Source organism: Minwuia sp., from assembly GCF_048007105.1.
Lineage (GTDB): Bacteria > Pseudomonadota > Alphaproteobacteria > Minwuiales > Minwuiaceae > Minwuia.
In genome coordinates this window covers 2,963,559-2,977,053 of sequence record NZ_CP180352.1, presented here as the reverse complement: position 1 = coordinate 2,977,053, position 13,495 = coordinate 2,963,559, and the positions used below count along the sequence as shown (strand labels likewise).

The 13,495-nt window shown below is 65.9% G+C and carries 15 protein-coding genes; 12 read left to right on the top strand and 3 right to left on the bottom strand.

The window, feature by feature from the left end; all coding sequences use genetic code 11:
- Nucleotides 1–2: 2 nt before the first annotated feature.
- On the bottom strand, nucleotides 3–1,760 hold the full coding sequence (locus tag ACMVY4_RS14430; protein WP_416896718.1) for an ATP-binding protein: 1,758 nt from the start codon (nucleotides 1,758–1,760) through the stop codon (nucleotides 3–5).
- 198 nt (nucleotides 1,761–1,958) lie between these two features.
- On the opposite strand from ACMVY4_RS14430, the gene ACMVY4_RS14425 reads away from it, so the two are divergent.
- Both ACMVY4_RS14425 and maiA read left to right on the top strand, forming a co-directional pair.
- The gene (locus ACMVY4_RS14425) at nucleotides 1,959–2,768 is read left to right on the top strand and encodes a phytanoyl-CoA dioxygenase family protein (protein WP_416896717.1); all 810 of its coding nucleotides are present in this window, start codon (nucleotides 1,959–1,961) and stop codon (nucleotides 2,766–2,768) included.
- On the top strand, nucleotides 2,765–3,409 hold the full coding sequence (gene maiA / locus ACMVY4_RS14420) for a maleylacetoacetate isomerase (RefSeq protein ID WP_416896716.1): 645 nt from the start codon (nucleotides 2,765–2,767) through the stop codon (nucleotides 3,407–3,409). The genes ACMVY4_RS14425 and maiA overlap by 4 nt, the downstream gene beginning before the upstream one ends.
- 4 nt (nucleotides 3,410–3,413) lie before the next feature.
- Here the strand turns inward: maiA and ACMVY4_RS14415 are convergent, their stop codons facing one another.
- Nucleotides 3,414–4,292 (bottom strand): LysR family transcriptional regulator, encoded by an 879-nt coding sequence (locus ACMVY4_RS14415; protein WP_416896715.1) that lies wholly within the window; start codon nucleotides 4,290–4,292, stop codon nucleotides 3,414–3,416.
- 97 nt (nucleotides 4,293–4,389) lie between these two features.
- On the opposite strand from ACMVY4_RS14415, the gene ACMVY4_RS14410 reads away from it, so the two are divergent.
- Nucleotides 4,390–4,860, top strand: coding sequence for a c-type cytochrome (locus tag ACMVY4_RS14410; RefSeq protein WP_416896714.1), 471 nt, complete (start codon nucleotides 4,390–4,392; stop codon nucleotides 4,858–4,860).
- Between the two features lie 119 nt (nucleotides 4,861–4,979).
- Here ACMVY4_RS14410 and ACMVY4_RS14405 read toward each other — a convergent pair whose 3' ends face one another.
- A complete protein-coding gene (locus tag ACMVY4_RS14405; protein WP_416896713.1) occupies nucleotides 4,980–5,345 on the bottom strand; it encodes a TfoX/Sxy family protein in 366 nt (121 codons plus the stop codon).
- A 67-nt stretch (nucleotides 5,346–5,412) separates the two neighbouring features.
- Here ACMVY4_RS14405 and ACMVY4_RS14400 point away from each other — a divergent pair, with 67 nt between their 5' ends.
- The 9 genes from ACMVY4_RS14400 to ACMVY4_RS14360 all read left to right on the top strand — a co-directional run bounded on the left by ACMVY4_RS14400 (nucleotide 5,413) and on the right by ACMVY4_RS14360 (nucleotide 13,495).
- A complete protein-coding gene (locus ACMVY4_RS14400; protein ID WP_416896712.1) occupies nucleotides 5,413–5,874 on the top strand; it encodes a DUF3291 domain-containing protein in 462 nt (153 codons plus the stop codon).
- Between the two features lie 19 nt (nucleotides 5,875–5,893).
- Entirely contained in the window at nucleotides 5,894–7,426 is a 1,533-nt protein-coding gene (locus ACMVY4_RS14395; protein WP_416896711.1) for a hypothetical protein, read from the top strand.
- Entirely contained in the window at nucleotides 7,423–8,082 is a 660-nt protein-coding gene (locus ACMVY4_RS14390) for a class I SAM-dependent methyltransferase (RefSeq protein WP_416896710.1), read from the top strand. Before ACMVY4_RS14395 ends, ACMVY4_RS14390 begins: the two co-directional genes overlap by 4 nt.
- Before the next feature lie 10 nt (nucleotides 8,083–8,092).
- The gene (ubiA, locus tag ACMVY4_RS14385) at nucleotides 8,093–9,004 is read left to right on the top strand and encodes a 4-hydroxybenzoate octaprenyltransferase (protein ID WP_416896709.1); all 912 of its coding nucleotides are present in this window, start codon (nucleotides 8,093–8,095) and stop codon (nucleotides 9,002–9,004) included.
- Nucleotides 9,001–10,029, top strand: a complete 1,029-nt coding sequence (locus ACMVY4_RS14380) for a cobalamin-independent methionine synthase II family protein (RefSeq protein ID WP_416896708.1) — start codon at nucleotides 9,001–9,003, stop codon at nucleotides 10,027–10,029. Before ubiA ends, ACMVY4_RS14380 begins: the two co-directional genes overlap by 4 nt.
- A gap of 102 nt (nucleotides 10,030–10,131) precedes the next feature.
- Nucleotides 10,132–10,488, top strand: a complete 357-nt coding sequence (locus ACMVY4_RS14375; RefSeq protein WP_416896707.1) for a hypothetical protein — start codon at nucleotides 10,132–10,134, stop codon at nucleotides 10,486–10,488.
- 180 nt (nucleotides 10,489–10,668) lie between these two features.
- Complete coding sequence (locus ACMVY4_RS14370) at nucleotides 10,669–11,763, top strand: LLM class flavin-dependent oxidoreductase (protein WP_416896706.1); 1,095 nt, start codon at nucleotides 10,669–10,671, stop codon at nucleotides 11,761–11,763.
- Between the two features lie 144 nt (nucleotides 11,764–11,907).
- Nucleotides 11,908–12,690 (top strand): VOC family protein, encoded by a 783-nt coding sequence (locus tag ACMVY4_RS14365; RefSeq protein WP_416896705.1) that lies wholly within the window; start codon nucleotides 11,908–11,910, stop codon nucleotides 12,688–12,690.
- 10 nt (nucleotides 12,691–12,700) lie between these two features.
- Nucleotides 12,701–13,495, top strand: a complete 795-nt coding sequence (locus ACMVY4_RS14360) for an enoyl-CoA hydratase (RefSeq protein ID WP_416896704.1) — start codon at nucleotides 12,701–12,703, stop codon at nucleotides 13,493–13,495.

Here is a 13,495-nt window from a genome sequence, read left to right as displayed (position 1 = left end):
GGTCAGGCCGCGTTGGCGTGCACCGTCTTCTCCGGCTGACCGCCATTGGCCGAAACCGGCAGGCGGACCTGAACCGTGGTGCCCTCGCCCACCTGACTGGTCAAAACCAGTTCGCCGTCATGGGCCTCGACGAGCGCCCGGCAGATTGCCAGGCCGAGGCCGGTGCCTTCCGCCGCCATGCGCCGGGCATTGCTGGCCTGCTCGAAGGGCCGGAATATCCGTTCCTGCTCCTCCGGCGCGATACCGCAGCCGGTATCGGAGATGCTGAGTTCGATCCGCCCGTCCGGGGTCTGCTGCAGCCGCACCGCGATCCGTCCGCCCTGCGGCGTGAACTTGACCGCATTGGTCAGCAGGTTGAGCGTGACCTGCTTGATGGCGCGCTCGTCCACCCTGGCCGTCACGTGTTCGCCAACGTCCCGGGTATCCAGGGTGATCTCTGCCGCGGTCGCTCTGGGTGTCAGCATCCGGACCGACGAGCGCACGATCTGCGCCATGTCGCATTCCTCGCGACGGAGCGCCAGCATGCCCGCCTCGATCTTCGACAGGTCGAGAAGGTCGTTGATCAGGCCGAGCAGATGGCTGCCGCTGTCGAAAATCCCCTCGGCGTCGCGTTTGTACTCGGGTGATCCGAGAGGGCCGCGCATCTCGCGCCGCATGAGGTCGGCAAACCCGATGACCGCGTTCAAGGGCGTGCGGAGTTCGTGGCTCATCTGGGAAAGGAAGGTGGTCTTGGCCCGGTTGGCCTGCTCGGCTTCCAGCAGCGCATCCTCCAGACGAATCTGCGCCTTCACCTCATCGGAGACCTCCCGGCCGCTGCCGCGATAGCCCTGGAAGTTGCCGTCCTCGTCGAACACGGGCTTGCCGGAAATGCTGACATACCGGCGCGAGCCGTCCGCATGCGGCAGCGAGTAACGGAAATCGACGAAGGGCTCGTACTTCCGCAGCATGTCCTCGTAGATCAGCACTTCCTGCCGGTTGTCGTCGGTGGCGAGGTCGGAGCGCCGCTTGCCGTAGTAGTATTCGACCGGCCGGCTGAAGACGTTCCGGAAGCTCTGACTGATATAGGTGAAGCGGAGATCGGCATCGGTCTCCCAGAACCAGTCGGTGGAGACATCCAGCACATCGCGCAGCTTGGCTTCGGTCTCGCCCTGTCGCTGCACCGCTTCCCGCCGCCGCTGGTCGATCATCAGCAGTCCCGACAACAGGACCGATCCGGCAACATAGGAAACCAGATAGGCCGGCGCATATTTCACCATCAGGCTGAAGCCGTGCGACAGCTCGCCGACGCCCAGGAACCAGGGCAGGATGGCCGGGCAGAGAAGCAAGCCGCCGATGACCGCGCTCCGCGTCGTCCGCAGGCCGCCGCCCCAGCGGGTCATCATCCAGCCCAGCGCCACAGTGGCCACGATGGCGCCCAGTCCCGGCCACATGCCGATGCCGCCGAGATAGATGCGGTAGGCGCCCGTCGCAGCCCCGGCGAAAAGCGCGGCGACCGGTCCGCCGAACGGCCAGGCGAACAGAAGCATCAGCCCGCGCTGGTCCAGCAGCAGTCCCGGCTGCGGCTCCAGCGGCATGTTCATGCAGGCGATTGCGGCGGCGGCGAAAAGCGCGCCCATCACAAGCTGACGCACGACGTCCGAAGCCGGCCGCAGATGTGAAGAGATCAGCCCGAATACGTAGGTGAGTACGACCAGCAGGGCGAGGTTCTGGAGAAACGCCTCCGAAAGACTCCATACAGCGCTGGTGTCGAAGAGATTCATGGCCTTACGCCGAGCATTCGCGGTTTTAGTTGTACCATGATCAGCCTACCGGGGCTAATGACGCGTTAACAAGCGAGTATTCGCGGCGAATTGAACGCGGTTCACGCGTGCGGCGCGCGCGCTGGTGCGCACGCTTCCCTTTTGCGGTGATCCGGCGACGCGGGTAGTCTCGGTCATCCCGAACGACGCGAGGCGGAGATGGTTGAACAACGGCTGATCGAGGAATTCCGACGGGACGGCGCGATTCTTCTGAAGGGCGTGGCCGACGAGGGATGGCTGGCCCGCCTGCGCGAGGCGCTGGAGCAGAACATCGCCAGTCCCGGCCCCACCGGAAAGGTCTACACCAAGGAAGGCGAGAGCGGGTTCTACTTCGGCGACTACTGCAACTGGGACCGGTTCGACGGCTATCGCGACTTCGTCCGCGACAGCGGCATCGCCGGCAAGGTCGCCGCCCTGCTGGGTTCGGAGAAGGTGAACCTGTTCCACGAGCATGTACTGGTGAAGGACCCCGGGACCGAGAACCCGACGCCCTGGCATCACGATCAGCCCTACTGGGTGGTGGACGGCGACCAGGTATGCTCGACCTGGGTGGCGCTCGACCCCGTGCCGGCCGATGTCGCGATGGAATTCGTCGCCGGCTCGCACAAGCCGGGCACCCATTACCGGCCGCGATACTTCATCGATCACCGGGACTACGAGGATCATGACGGTCCCTCGGTGCCGGATGTCGATGCCGACCGCGGCAGTTACCGCATCCTGAACTGGGCGCTGGAGCCGGGCGACTGCGTCGTCTTTCATGCGCGCACGCTGCATGCGGCGCCGGGTAATCGCGGCAAGCATCGCCGCCGTGCGGTCGCCTATCGCTGGACCGGCGACGATGCGCGTTTCGCGCGGCGCAAGGGCCAGATGTCGCCGCCGTTTCCCGATGTGCCGCACAAGCCCGGCGACATCATGGACAGTCCGATATTTCCGGTCGTCTGGCCGCCCGAGCGGAGCATGATCCGATGAGCCTGCACCTGCATGATTTCTACCGGTCCTCGGCCGCCTACCGGGTCCGGATCGCGCTGAACCTGAAGGGTCTCGAAGCCGAACGGACCTACGTCAACCTGACAGCCGGCGAACAGCACGCCGAAGGCTTCCAGGAACTCAGTCCCTCCGGGCTGATGCCCGTGCTCCAGGACGGCGATGTGCGGGTCTATCAGTCGCTGGCGATCATCGACTATCTCGATGCGAAGTATCCCGAACCGTCGACCCTGCCGGCCGATCCGGCTGCCCGCGCACGGGTGCTCGGCCTCGCACTGGCTGTCGCCGCCGACACGCATCCGCTGACAAATGTCCGGGTGCTCAACTTCGTCGAGAAGGAGATGGGCGCCGGCAAGGATGGCCGCGCGCAGTGGATCGAACACTGGTGCCGCAAGTGTTTCGCCGGTCTGGAGACGCGCCTTGTCCGCGAGAGCGAAACCGGTGTCTTCATGCATGGCGACAGCCCTACCCTCGCCGACATCTGCCTGATACCGCAGATGTTCTTTGCGCGCCGCTTCGATCTCGATCTGTCGGACTACCCGACGCTTCTGCGCATTGAGGCCGCGTGCAATGAGTTGCCGGCCTTCGCCGCAGCGCATCCGTCGCAGCAGCCGGACGCCGCCTGACGCATCAGTCGGTCAGTTCCGGGTCGGCCCTCAGCGCCTGTGTGAAGAAATCGATGAGCGCCGCGATCGGCTCCATGCGCCGCAGGTCGCTGTGGGCGGCCACCCAGAGCGGATTGGTCAGTTCGACATCGAACTGCGCCGCGCGCACCAACCCACCGAAATTGCGTCCGACAAAGGTCGGCATCATCGCCAGGCCGAGACCGGCCCCCGCTGCCGCCGCAAGCGCCATGAAACTGTCCGCCGTGATATCGGCTTCACCCGGCAGATGCGCCTTCAACCAGGCCGCAGGGGCTGTGTGTGACAGCGATGGACCGAGACCCAGCCAGCGGTGGGCCGCCATGTCGGCAGAGGTGTTCGCGGAGAGATAGTCGGGCGAGCCATACACGCGGAAACGCAGCAGACCGGCGCTTTCGCCCTCCATGCCGTCGGGCAACTGAGGCACCGGCAGCACCGCGATCTCCGCGAGCGGCCGCGTCATGTCGATCCGCATGTTGGTGATCGCGAGTTCCAGACGCACGTCGGGATAGGTTCGGCGCAGCGCAGCCAGATGCGGCGGCAGCAGCAGGGCGGCGATGGTGTCGGTCGTGGTCAGCCGGAAACTGCCTTCGACGGTCCGGCGGACGCCGGCAAAGGAACGCTCGATCCGGTCGGCTGCCCGACCGATGGATTCCAGCGCCGCCAGCACGTCGCGGCCCTCGGGGCGCAGGCGGTAGCCGCCTGGCAACCGCTCGAACAGGCTGATGCCGAAACGCGTCTCCACCGCGCCGATCCTTCGTTGAACGGTCGCGTGATTGACGCCGAGAGACCGGGCAGCCGCCGACAGGGATCCATGCGCGACCACCGCGTGGATGTATTGCAGGTCGCTCCAGCTCATCCTGTGCATGGACGCACAACTTCCCTTGCGTAAATGGGGAATTCTTCCGCGAAAACACACAAGGCATGCTGATGGCCATCGGAGTCAAGATCATGGGAGTACCGACATGAACCGCCTTCTGAAACTGGCCTTGCCGCTCGCGCTGCTGGCAGCCACGGCCTCGACCGCCCTCGCCGACAAGGCCGCAGAGAATGCCATCAAGGCGCGCAAGGCGCAGATGCAGCTCTACGCCTTCAACCTGGGCAGTCTCGGCGCCATGGCCAAGGGCGACGCGCCCTACGAGGCCGAGGCTGCCTCGGCGCTGGCCGCCAACATGAACGCGCTGGCCAATCTCAAGACGATGACCATGTGGCCGCAGGGCAGCGACAGCACCGCGATGCCGGACATGACCCGCGCCAAGGCCGAAGCCTGGACCACCTGGCCGGCGATCGGCGAGAAGCAGAAGGATCTGGAGACGGCGGTGGCCGAACTGATCAAGGTGGCCGGGAACGGTCAGGCCGCGCTGGGCGAGGGCCTGAAGGCGGTCGGCGGCGCCTGCGGCGGCTGTCACAAGGCCTACCGCGACGAGAACAAGTAGCGGTAGGGGCGGGCCGGCGGCCCAAACGCCGAAAGTTGCGCCTTCCGCCGGCGCTCGGGAACCGGCAGGCCCGCTTCAACCACCCACAGGGGGCTCCGCCGACCGCCGGGGCTTGTGTCTCAGGCCCGCTTCCGTTTGGACGGCGGCTTTTTCGCGTCCGCCCGCCAGGCCGCCTCGATGGATGGCCGCGCCCAGCCGCAGAAGGCCTCTCCGTCGTCCAGCGCATCCGACGGCAGTTCGTAGAGACCGGGGATCGTCCGCTCGCCGTCCCGGGTGCCGTAGCTGAACGGCCCCTGCCCCAGCGCCTCGAATTCGCCGCGGTTGTGATCGTCAACCTTCATGTAGACAACATCGTTCACGACGATGGCGAACATCAGGTTCGTATGGAAAAGGCCGACGCCGCCGAACATCCGGCGGTCCTCGACCGCTCCGATCGATTCGAGCAGTTCCAGCAGGTGTTCGACAAAGTTTCGGCTGACCGGCATCGGCACTTCCCCTCGGACCCCGGCGATACCATATCGAAACCGGAGACGGCGAAAAGGGGAGCGGCGTATGAACGGCCACCATCTTGCGCAGTTGAACATCGCCCGCTGGAAGGTGGACCCCGATGGCGCCGCTGCCGCCGATTTCGTCAACAGTCTCGACCGGATCAACGCGCTGGCCGAAGCCAGCCCGGGGTTCGTCTGGCGCCTGAAGGACGACGACACCGGCAACGCCATGAGCGTCGAGCAGCCCTTCGGCGAGGGCCACATCGTCAACCTTTCCGTCTGGACATCCATCAAGGCGCTCCGCGCCTTCGTCTATGCCTCGGGTCATCGCGATGTCATGGCCCGGCGCCGGGAATGGTTCGCCAATGCCGGCGCACCGCACATGGTCCTCTGGTGGGTGCCGGCCGGACACCGGCCCGACGTCATGGAGGCCCGGGATCGCCTGCAGACGCCGGCCGCGCTTGGCGCCGGCCCGGACGCCTTCACCTTCGCCAGGTCCTTCCCCGAGCCCGCCGCCGCAGCGTGAATCGGGATATGCTGGCCGGATGACAGTCCGGTCGCTTCTCCTTGTGTTGGCATGTCTGGCTGCATGGCCTCTGGCGCATGCCGCCGAGCCGCTGCCATTGCTGACCCAGGCCGGTCCGTGGACCTATGCCGCGCGGCCCATCGGCTATGACGGCCGTCTCTGGTTCGCCAATGCCAACCGCTGGCCCGACCACAACTCCGCCGATATCTGGTCGGTTCGGCCGGACGGCGGCGATCTGCGGCGCGAGCGCCGGCTGTTCAGCCAGGATGCCGGTGAGCCCGTCGTGCACGGCGGCCTCCTCTACTGGCCGCTGGAAGATCCGCGGGTCAGCCTCGGCTGGGGCCAGATCGCGGTCACCGACGGAAAGCGCTGGTCGATGCTGGAGACCCGCACCGGTCGGCAGTTCCACCTCCATGGTCTCTTCGCGGACGGCGATGAACTGCTCGCGGCAGGCTCGTCCTGGGTGGCGCAAGTTCTGCGTTCTCCGGACGGCGGGGTCACATGGTCCACCTTCTACGAGGACGAGCGGCGCGAGAGCCGCCTCAGCCGGACCCATCAGCTTGTGCCCTTGCCGTCGGGCCTGTTCGGCGACCGGATGAGTTTCAGCGATGGCGAACGCCGTTTCACCATGCTTCGTCACGAAAACTGGGGCGCGACGCCCTTGCCGGACTGGCCCGACGACGGATGGGTCCGGCGCGCCGTCCCCTGGCGGGGTGGCGGTCTGGCGCTGACGGGATCCGGGCCCGGCCAGCATCTCCGGGTCTTCGGCGCTGACGCGGCTGTCTCGGATCTGCCGGACAGGGTGATCGGCATCGACATTGATGCCGATGGCGACGGCACGGTCTGTCTGCTGGGCAAGCGGCAACCGCGGCTGCACGAGATCTGGCGATTGTCCGGCGACACCTGGGAACTGGCGTTCGAGTTCGTTGCCGACGAGGCCGTCGAACTGCGCCTGATCGGCGGCGCCCCTGTCGTCGCCGGCACGCTGGAAGGAGTAGGTGCGGTCTGGGGCCGGCCCGGCGTCATCCCGACCGCCCGGACGGGCACCCTGCCCCGCCAGATCCGTGAACAACGACCGGACCGGGATGCCGCGCTGGAGGAAATCCGCCGCGCGCTGGACGACCCGGATTCCTATCGCGGCCACGGGCTCATTCTGCGCAACCTGCTGGACCGGTGGATCGTGCGCGGCCTGCCGGGAACCGAGCTGGAGCCGCTTCTGGACGGCCCGTTTCCGGCAGGCGAGGTGCGGCTGATCGGCGGCCGCAACAATGCGGGCTATCCGCGCTTCGGCCGGTGGGTCCTGACCTGGGCCATGCGGCGGAGCGGAACCGGACGGGTACCCGCATCGTGGATCGGGCAGGCTTTCGACGAGGAGCAGAACGCCAGCGAGAAGTACTTCTCCGAGCCTCTGGCGGCGATCCTGACGGCCGGCGCCAACGGGCAGGACGACGGCGAAACCGCCGCAGCCTTGCGGGAGCGGTTGACCCGGACGACCGATCCGGATTGGTTGCGGGCCGATGCCGAGGAAGCCCTGAGACGCCTGCAAGAATGAACGCCCCCATCCTGGACCGCGCCGCCTTCATCCGCGAGAACACACAGCTGCTGCCCTCGCCGCTGGTACCGGAGATCGGCCTGCACCTTGCCACCGAGGCCGTGGCGCTCTGGCAGATGACCGAGGAGGCACTGGCGGAGGCCGGCCTGCCGCCGCCCTACTGGGCCTTCGCCTGGGCGGGCGGCCAGGCCCTTGCCCGCTATGTACTCGACAACCCCGAGACTGTCGCCGGCAAACGCGTGATCGACTTCGCGGCCGGTTCGGGACTGGTCGCCATCGCCGCGGCCCGGGCCGGCGCATCGTCCGTGACCGCCAACGATATCGATCCGTTCAGCCATCACGCCATGCGGATGAATGCCGAAGCCAACAGTATCGCCATGGACATCGTCGAGGACGATATCGTGGGTGATCCGCTGACAGCCTACGACGTCATTCTGGCGGCGGACATCTGCTACGAGCAGCCGCTATCCGGTCAGGTCGAGGCCTGGTTCCGGACACTGGCCGCCAGCGGGCGCCCGGTGCTGATGGGCGATCCGGGGCGCAATTTCCGGCCCAGCGAACGCATGGAGAAGCTGGCCCACTACGCGGTTCCAACGACGCGGGAACTGGAAGACAATGACGTCCGTTCCACCGACGTCTGGCGGATATTGCCATGAGGTCAGAGACATGAGCGTCATCGCCGACGCGCGCGCCGACAACTGGGTCGACCGCCACGCGCCCGATTTCGCCAAGCCCTATCTGAAGCTGGCCCGCTTCGACCGGCCCGTCGGCACCTGGCTGCTGCTCTGGCCCTGCTGGTGGTCGATCGTTCTCGCCCGCCCTGTGCTGGATCTGGAAACGCTCCGGCTCTTCGTGCTGTTCGGCATCGGCGCGCTGGTCATGCGAGGCGCCGGCTGCACCATGAACGACATCGCCGACCGCAACTTCGACGGGGCGGTGGAGCGGACACGGCTTCGCCCGCTCCCGTCAGGACAGGTCAGCGTGCTCCAGGCCGTGATCTGGATGTGTGCGCTCTCGCTGATCGGTCTGGTGATCCTGCTGCAGCTCTCGCCGCTCGCCATCTGGCTGGGCATCGGCTCGCTGGCGCTGGTCGGCATCTATCCCTTCATGAAGCGCATCACCTGGTGGCCGCAGGCGTGGCTGGGCCTGACCTTCAACTGGGGCGCGCTTGTCGGCTATGCGGCGGCGAGCGGCGAACTCGGATGGCCAGCCTTCCTGCTCTACGCCGGCGGCTTCTTCTGGACGCTGGGCTACGACACGATCTACGCCCACCAGGACAAGGAAGACGACGCCCTGATCGGCGTGAAATCGGCCGCGCGGCGGATGGGCAAGCACTCCCGGACCGGTATCGCCATCTTCTACACCCTGACAGCCATCCTCTGGGGCCTCGCGGCGCGGCAGGCCGGTTTCAGCCACTGGTTCCTCCTCCCCTTCGCCGGCGTGCTGCTGCACTTCACCTGGCAGACATGGCGGGTCCTGTTCGACGACCGCGAGGACTGCCTGCAGAAGTTCAAGTCCAACATCTGGCTCGGCGCTGTCATGCTGACGGCGCTTGCCACGGGAGGGTTGCTCGCATGATCGAGGGATTGCCGCTGCTGCCGGTGATGGGCGTGGGTTCCTACGCGGTGCCGGGCTGGTTCATCTCGGCGCAGAAGCAGACCCGCGAGGGCGCCTTCGGGCCGCACGACATCGAGGAAGCGACCAATGACGCCGTCCGGGTCATCGTCCAGGATCAGGTCGAGGCCGGGGTCGATGTGCTCTCCGACGGTGAAGTCCGCCGCCAGCGCTTCGTCTACGAGATGTTCCAGCACATGACCGGCCTGACCCGCGTGCCGCCGAAGCGTCGGCTCGGCATCGCGGGTTACGATCAGGCGCCGGGCTTCATCTCCGGCGAACCGATCGCCGCGCCCCACGGCCTCCGGCTCCGGGAGGAACTCGAGTTCCTCAAATCGGTCGCTGGCGGCCGCCCGGTCAAGATGGCGCTGCCCGGACCGCTCACCTTTGCCATGCGCGTCGAGCCGGAAGGCCGGTCCGCGGATTCGGTGCTCGACGAGATCGTCGCCATCCTCCGCGACGAGGTCACGGCGCTGAACGGCGCTGGCGTCGACATCTTCCAGCTGGACGAACCCTCCCTGCCACGCCCCGTCCACGGCCTGTCGCTGACCGAAGCCGCCGAGCTGTCCAACCGCGTCCTGGACGCTTTCGACGGCTACAAGGCGGTGCATGTCTGCTTCGGCAACAATGCGGGGCGTCCCTTCGCCGACCGGCGCTTCGGCCGGCTGATGGACGCCATGCAGAACCTGCGCGCCGATCAGCTTGTGCTCGAATTCGCCAACCGCGAGATGGCGGAAATCGAACTTCTGGCGGAGCTGCAGCGGTCGTTCGAGATCGCGGCCGGTGTGGTCGACGTCAAGAACTATCAGGTCGAGGAACCCTATGACGTCGCCCGCCGGATCGAGCAGGTCATGGCGCATGTCGCACCGGCCCGGCTGACCGTGACCGCCGATTGCGGCTTTTCTGCCCTGCCCCGCTACATCGCTTTCCAGAAACTGCAGGCGATGGTCCGCGGCGCCCATCTGGTCCGGGACAGCCTGAACAGTTAACAGTAATGGTTAACGCAATTGGTTAACGACGGCGCGTCGCGTTAACAACTTTTTTATATTAATTCTTTATTTACCTTGATCGCCCGCCTATAGTTATGGGCAATGCGAATAGAAGGCCCGTCATATCTGCCCGTACGCAGCGCCGGCCCGGTCATCGATCTGGCGCCCGTACACGAGAGCACGCCCCAGCGGGACCACCGGGAGCGGCAGGTCGCCGCCACACGGCGTCACGGCGCCATTGCCGACGGGTTCGCAGATGCCCTGATGAATGTCAGCGTGCAGAGCCAGCCGATCAGCCAGATCGCCATGCTCTACGAAGTGCAGCGCCTGGCGCAGTCTGCTGCCGGTTCGGCCAGCCTGGCCGCCCGTTCGACGGATGCGGTGGTCGCCTACCGCGACTCCATCGCCCGCTACCAGAACGGGCGCTCATCGCACGCTCTCGCATCGATGCGCGCCTGACGCAGACGGCTACGCGCCTCGCGCGTATCTTTCAAACCATTGAAAATGAACAGGTTCCGGGGGAAATCCCGAAATCCCCAGCGGCGTCGGCGTTGTCGGCCGGATGTGGCGGCTTGACGCAGATAACGGCTGAGTGCACACTTCTACTCAAGAGTAATAAACACGACTAGGGAGTTGGCCATGCAGGTGGGCATGGGCGTGATTTTCCAGAATCCTGGAAAAGAGCGGACTGATCGCGAGGTCTATGAAGCCGACATGGCGCTGGCCAAGATGGCCGAGCCGATGGGTTTCGATTCCGTCTGGTCCGTCGAACACCACTTCACCGACTACACCATGTGCCCGGATCCGACGATGTTCCTGAGCTACATGGCCGGTCATTCGAAGACCATCCAGATCGGCTCGATGGTCGTGGTGCTGCCCTGGCATGACCCGGTCCGCGCTGCCGAACAGATTTCCATGCTGGACAACATGTCGGACGGCCGCTTCATCCTCGGCATCGGCCGCGGCGCAGGCAAGGTCGAGTTCGACGGCTTCCGTCTCGACATGGGCGAGAGCCGCGAGCGCTTCGTCGAGGCTGCCGAGATGGTTCTCGAGGGCCTTGAAAGCGGCCAATTGGAATATGACGGCAAGCACTACAAGCAGCCGAAGGTCGAGCTCCGGCCGAACCCGTTCAAGAGCTTCAAGGGCCGCACCTACGCCGCGGCCGTCAGCCCGGAATCGGCGCGCATCATGGCGCGGCTCGGCGTCGGCATCCTGATCATCCCCCAGAAGCCCTGGGCGCATGTGAAGCAGGAACTGGACGAGTACCGCACCATCTATCGCGAGGTGAACAACGCCGAGGCCCCCGCCCCCATCGCGGGCGGCTGGGTGTTCTGCGACGAGAACCCGGACCGCGCCTACGAGATGGCGCTGCAGTATATCGGCGGCTACTGGAAGACGGTCATGGACCACTACCAGTTCGACGGCGACCACATGCAGAACATGAAGGGCTACGAGTATTACGCCAAGTTCCGCGAGAACCTGCTGAAGGCGGGGCCGGACGGCGCCACCGAGTTCTTCATGAACCTGCAGGTCTGGGGCACGCCGGACATGTGCCTCGAGAAGATCCAGAAGATCGTCGACACGATCGGCGCGGACGGCTTCAACGGCGTCTTTTCCTACGCCGGCATGAGCCATGAGGAATCGGTGCGCAATGCGACCCTGTTCGCGAACAAGGTCATGCCCGAACTCAAGAAAATGGGGCCGGCCGCCGAAAGGCTGAGGAACGCCGCCTGATCTGATCCCTGATTTCAAGTTTCCGCTGGGCCGACTGGGGAGGAGGCCTTGTTCGGGGAGGAGCGCGGCCGGAGAGCAATCTCCGGCCGTGCCACTTTCCGGCCCGGGAAACTTTCGCCAGAATGCGGCCGGGGAGGACAATCGATGAGACTGAGACAGATCGCCTTTGCCGCGCGCGACCTCGCGCCGGCCGAAGATGCGCTACTTGATGTGCTGGGACTGAAGACCGGATTTCGCGACCCTGGCGTGGGCGAGTTCGGCCTGCACAACGCCGTCATTCCGGTGGGCGGCAATTTCCTCGAAATCGTTGCGCCGAAGCCGGGTGCGGAGAATACGGCCACCGGCCGCTACATCGACCGCCGCGGCGGCGATACCGGCTACATGGCCATCTTCCACACTGCGGATGCACGCGAGGCCCGCGCCAATGCCGAGAAGCTGGGCATCCGCGCCGTGTGGCATCACGATCATGACGACGCCACGGCCACCCATTTCCATCCCGTCGACATGGGCGGCGTCATCGCTTCGGTCGACAGCTTTCCCGCGGCGCCAGATCCGGATGCGGAATACGCCTTCTGGAAGTGGGCCGGCCCGGACTGGGAGAGCCATTCGGACACGTCCGTCACGCGCCGGATGACAGGGCTTGAACTGAGCCATCCGGACCCGGCGAAACAGGCCGCCGGATGGTCGTCGCTGCTCAGACTGCCGGTAAGAGCCACAGATTTCGACGGCTTCGACATGGCCACCAGCGACGGCGGCGAGATCCGCTTCCGCAAGACCGAGGGCCAGGAACAGCCATGCATCCGGGAACTGGATTTCGAGATGACCGACCGCGCCGAAGCCCTGCGCCGGGCGAAGGCCCGCGGGATGAAGTGCGATGATGGCGGCTTCACGCTGATGCAGGTCCGCTTCAATCTGAAAGACGTCTGAGGAGACACACATGACCGATCACCTGCTGGTCGAGAAGCGCGGCGCCGTCGCGATCATGACCATGAACCGTCCCGACCGGCTGAACGCGCTGTCGGGCGAGATGCTCGACGCACTGGTCGAGAACGCCCAGGCCTTCTGGCACGACAGTTCCGTCCGTTGCGTGGTGATCACCGGTGCCGACCGCGGCTTCTGTGCCGGCGGCGACGTGAAGTCGATGGCCGAGGGCCGCGAGTTCGCCGACAACTCGGTACAGGCGAAATCAACCGCCCTGCGCGGCAAGATGGAAATTTCGCGGCTGCTGCACGAGATGCCGAAGCCGACCATCGCCATGGTCCGCGGTCCCATCGCCGGCGCCGGCATGTCGATCGGGCTCAGCTGCGATATCCGCGTCGCCTCCGACACGCTGACCTTCACCACCGCCTTCGCCAATGTCGGCTACGCCGGCGATTTTGGCGGCAGCTACTTCCTCTCCCATCTGGTCGGCACTGCCAAGGCGCGCGAGCTCTACTACACGGCCGCCAAGGTGAAATCGGAAGAGGCGCTTGCGCTCGGCATCGTCAACCGCGTTGTCCCGGACGCCGACCTGGAGCGCGAAACCATGGCGCTGGCCGAACAGCTGGCGAGCGGTCCGACGGTTGCGCTGGGCTACATGAAGCGGAACTTCAACGCCGCCGAGAACGAATCGCTGGCGCGCTGCCTTGACATGGAGGCGATGCACCACACCCTCGCCGGTGAGACGGAAGACCACAAGAACGCGACCAAAGCGTTCGTCGCAAAGGAAAAGCCCGTCTTCAACGGCCGCTGA

Bases quoted from the DNA above. Each gene is read 5' to 3' on its own strand.
- maiA (WP_416896716.1), top strand. From the start codon at position 2,765: ATGAGCCTGCACCTGCATGATTTCTACCGGTCCTCGGCCGCCTACCGG.
- ACMVY4_RS14360 (WP_416896704.1), top strand. From the start codon at position 12,701: ATGACCGATCACCTGCTGGTCGAGAAGCGCGGCGCCGTCGCGATCATG.
- ACMVY4_RS14425 (WP_416896717.1), top strand. From the start codon at position 1,959: ATGGTTGAACAACGGCTGATCGAGGAATTCCGACGGGACGGCGCGATT.
- ACMVY4_RS14415 (WP_416896715.1), bottom strand. From the start codon at position 4,292: ATGCACAGGATGAGCTGGAGCGACCTGCAATACATCCACGCGGTGGTC.
- ACMVY4_RS14370 (WP_416896706.1), top strand. From the start codon at position 10,669: ATGCAGGTGGGCATGGGCGTGATTTTCCAGAATCCTGGAAAAGAGCGG.
- ACMVY4_RS14430 (WP_416896718.1), bottom strand. From the start codon at position 1,760: ATGAATCTCTTCGACACCAGCGCTGTATGGAGTCTTTCGGAGGCGTTT.
- ACMVY4_RS14400 (WP_416896712.1), top strand. From the start codon at position 5,413: ATGAACGGCCACCATCTTGCGCAGTTGAACATCGCCCGCTGGAAGGTG.
- ACMVY4_RS14365 (WP_416896705.1), top strand. From the start codon at position 11,908: ATGAGACTGAGACAGATCGCCTTTGCCGCGCGCGACCTCGCGCCGGCC.
- ACMVY4_RS14375 (WP_416896707.1), top strand. From the start codon at position 10,132: ATGCGAATAGAAGGCCCGTCATATCTGCCCGTACGCAGCGCCGGCCCG.
- ACMVY4_RS14395 (WP_416896711.1), top strand. From the start codon at position 5,894: ATGACAGTCCGGTCGCTTCTCCTTGTGTTGGCATGTCTGGCTGCATGG.
- ACMVY4_RS14380 (WP_416896708.1), top strand. From the start codon at position 9,001: ATGATCGAGGGATTGCCGCTGCTGCCGGTGATGGGCGTGGGTTCCTAC.
- ACMVY4_RS14410 (WP_416896714.1), top strand. From the start codon at position 4,390: ATGAACCGCCTTCTGAAACTGGCCTTGCCGCTCGCGCTGCTGGCAGCC.
- ACMVY4_RS14390 (WP_416896710.1), top strand. From the start codon at position 7,423: ATGAACGCCCCCATCCTGGACCGCGCCGCCTTCATCCGCGAGAACACA.
- ubiA (WP_416896709.1), top strand. From the start codon at position 8,093: ATGAGCGTCATCGCCGACGCGCGCGCCGACAACTGGGTCGACCGCCAC.
- ACMVY4_RS14405 (WP_416896713.1), bottom strand. From the start codon at position 5,345: ATGCCGGTCAGCCGAAACTTTGTCGAACACCTGCTGGAACTGCTCGAA.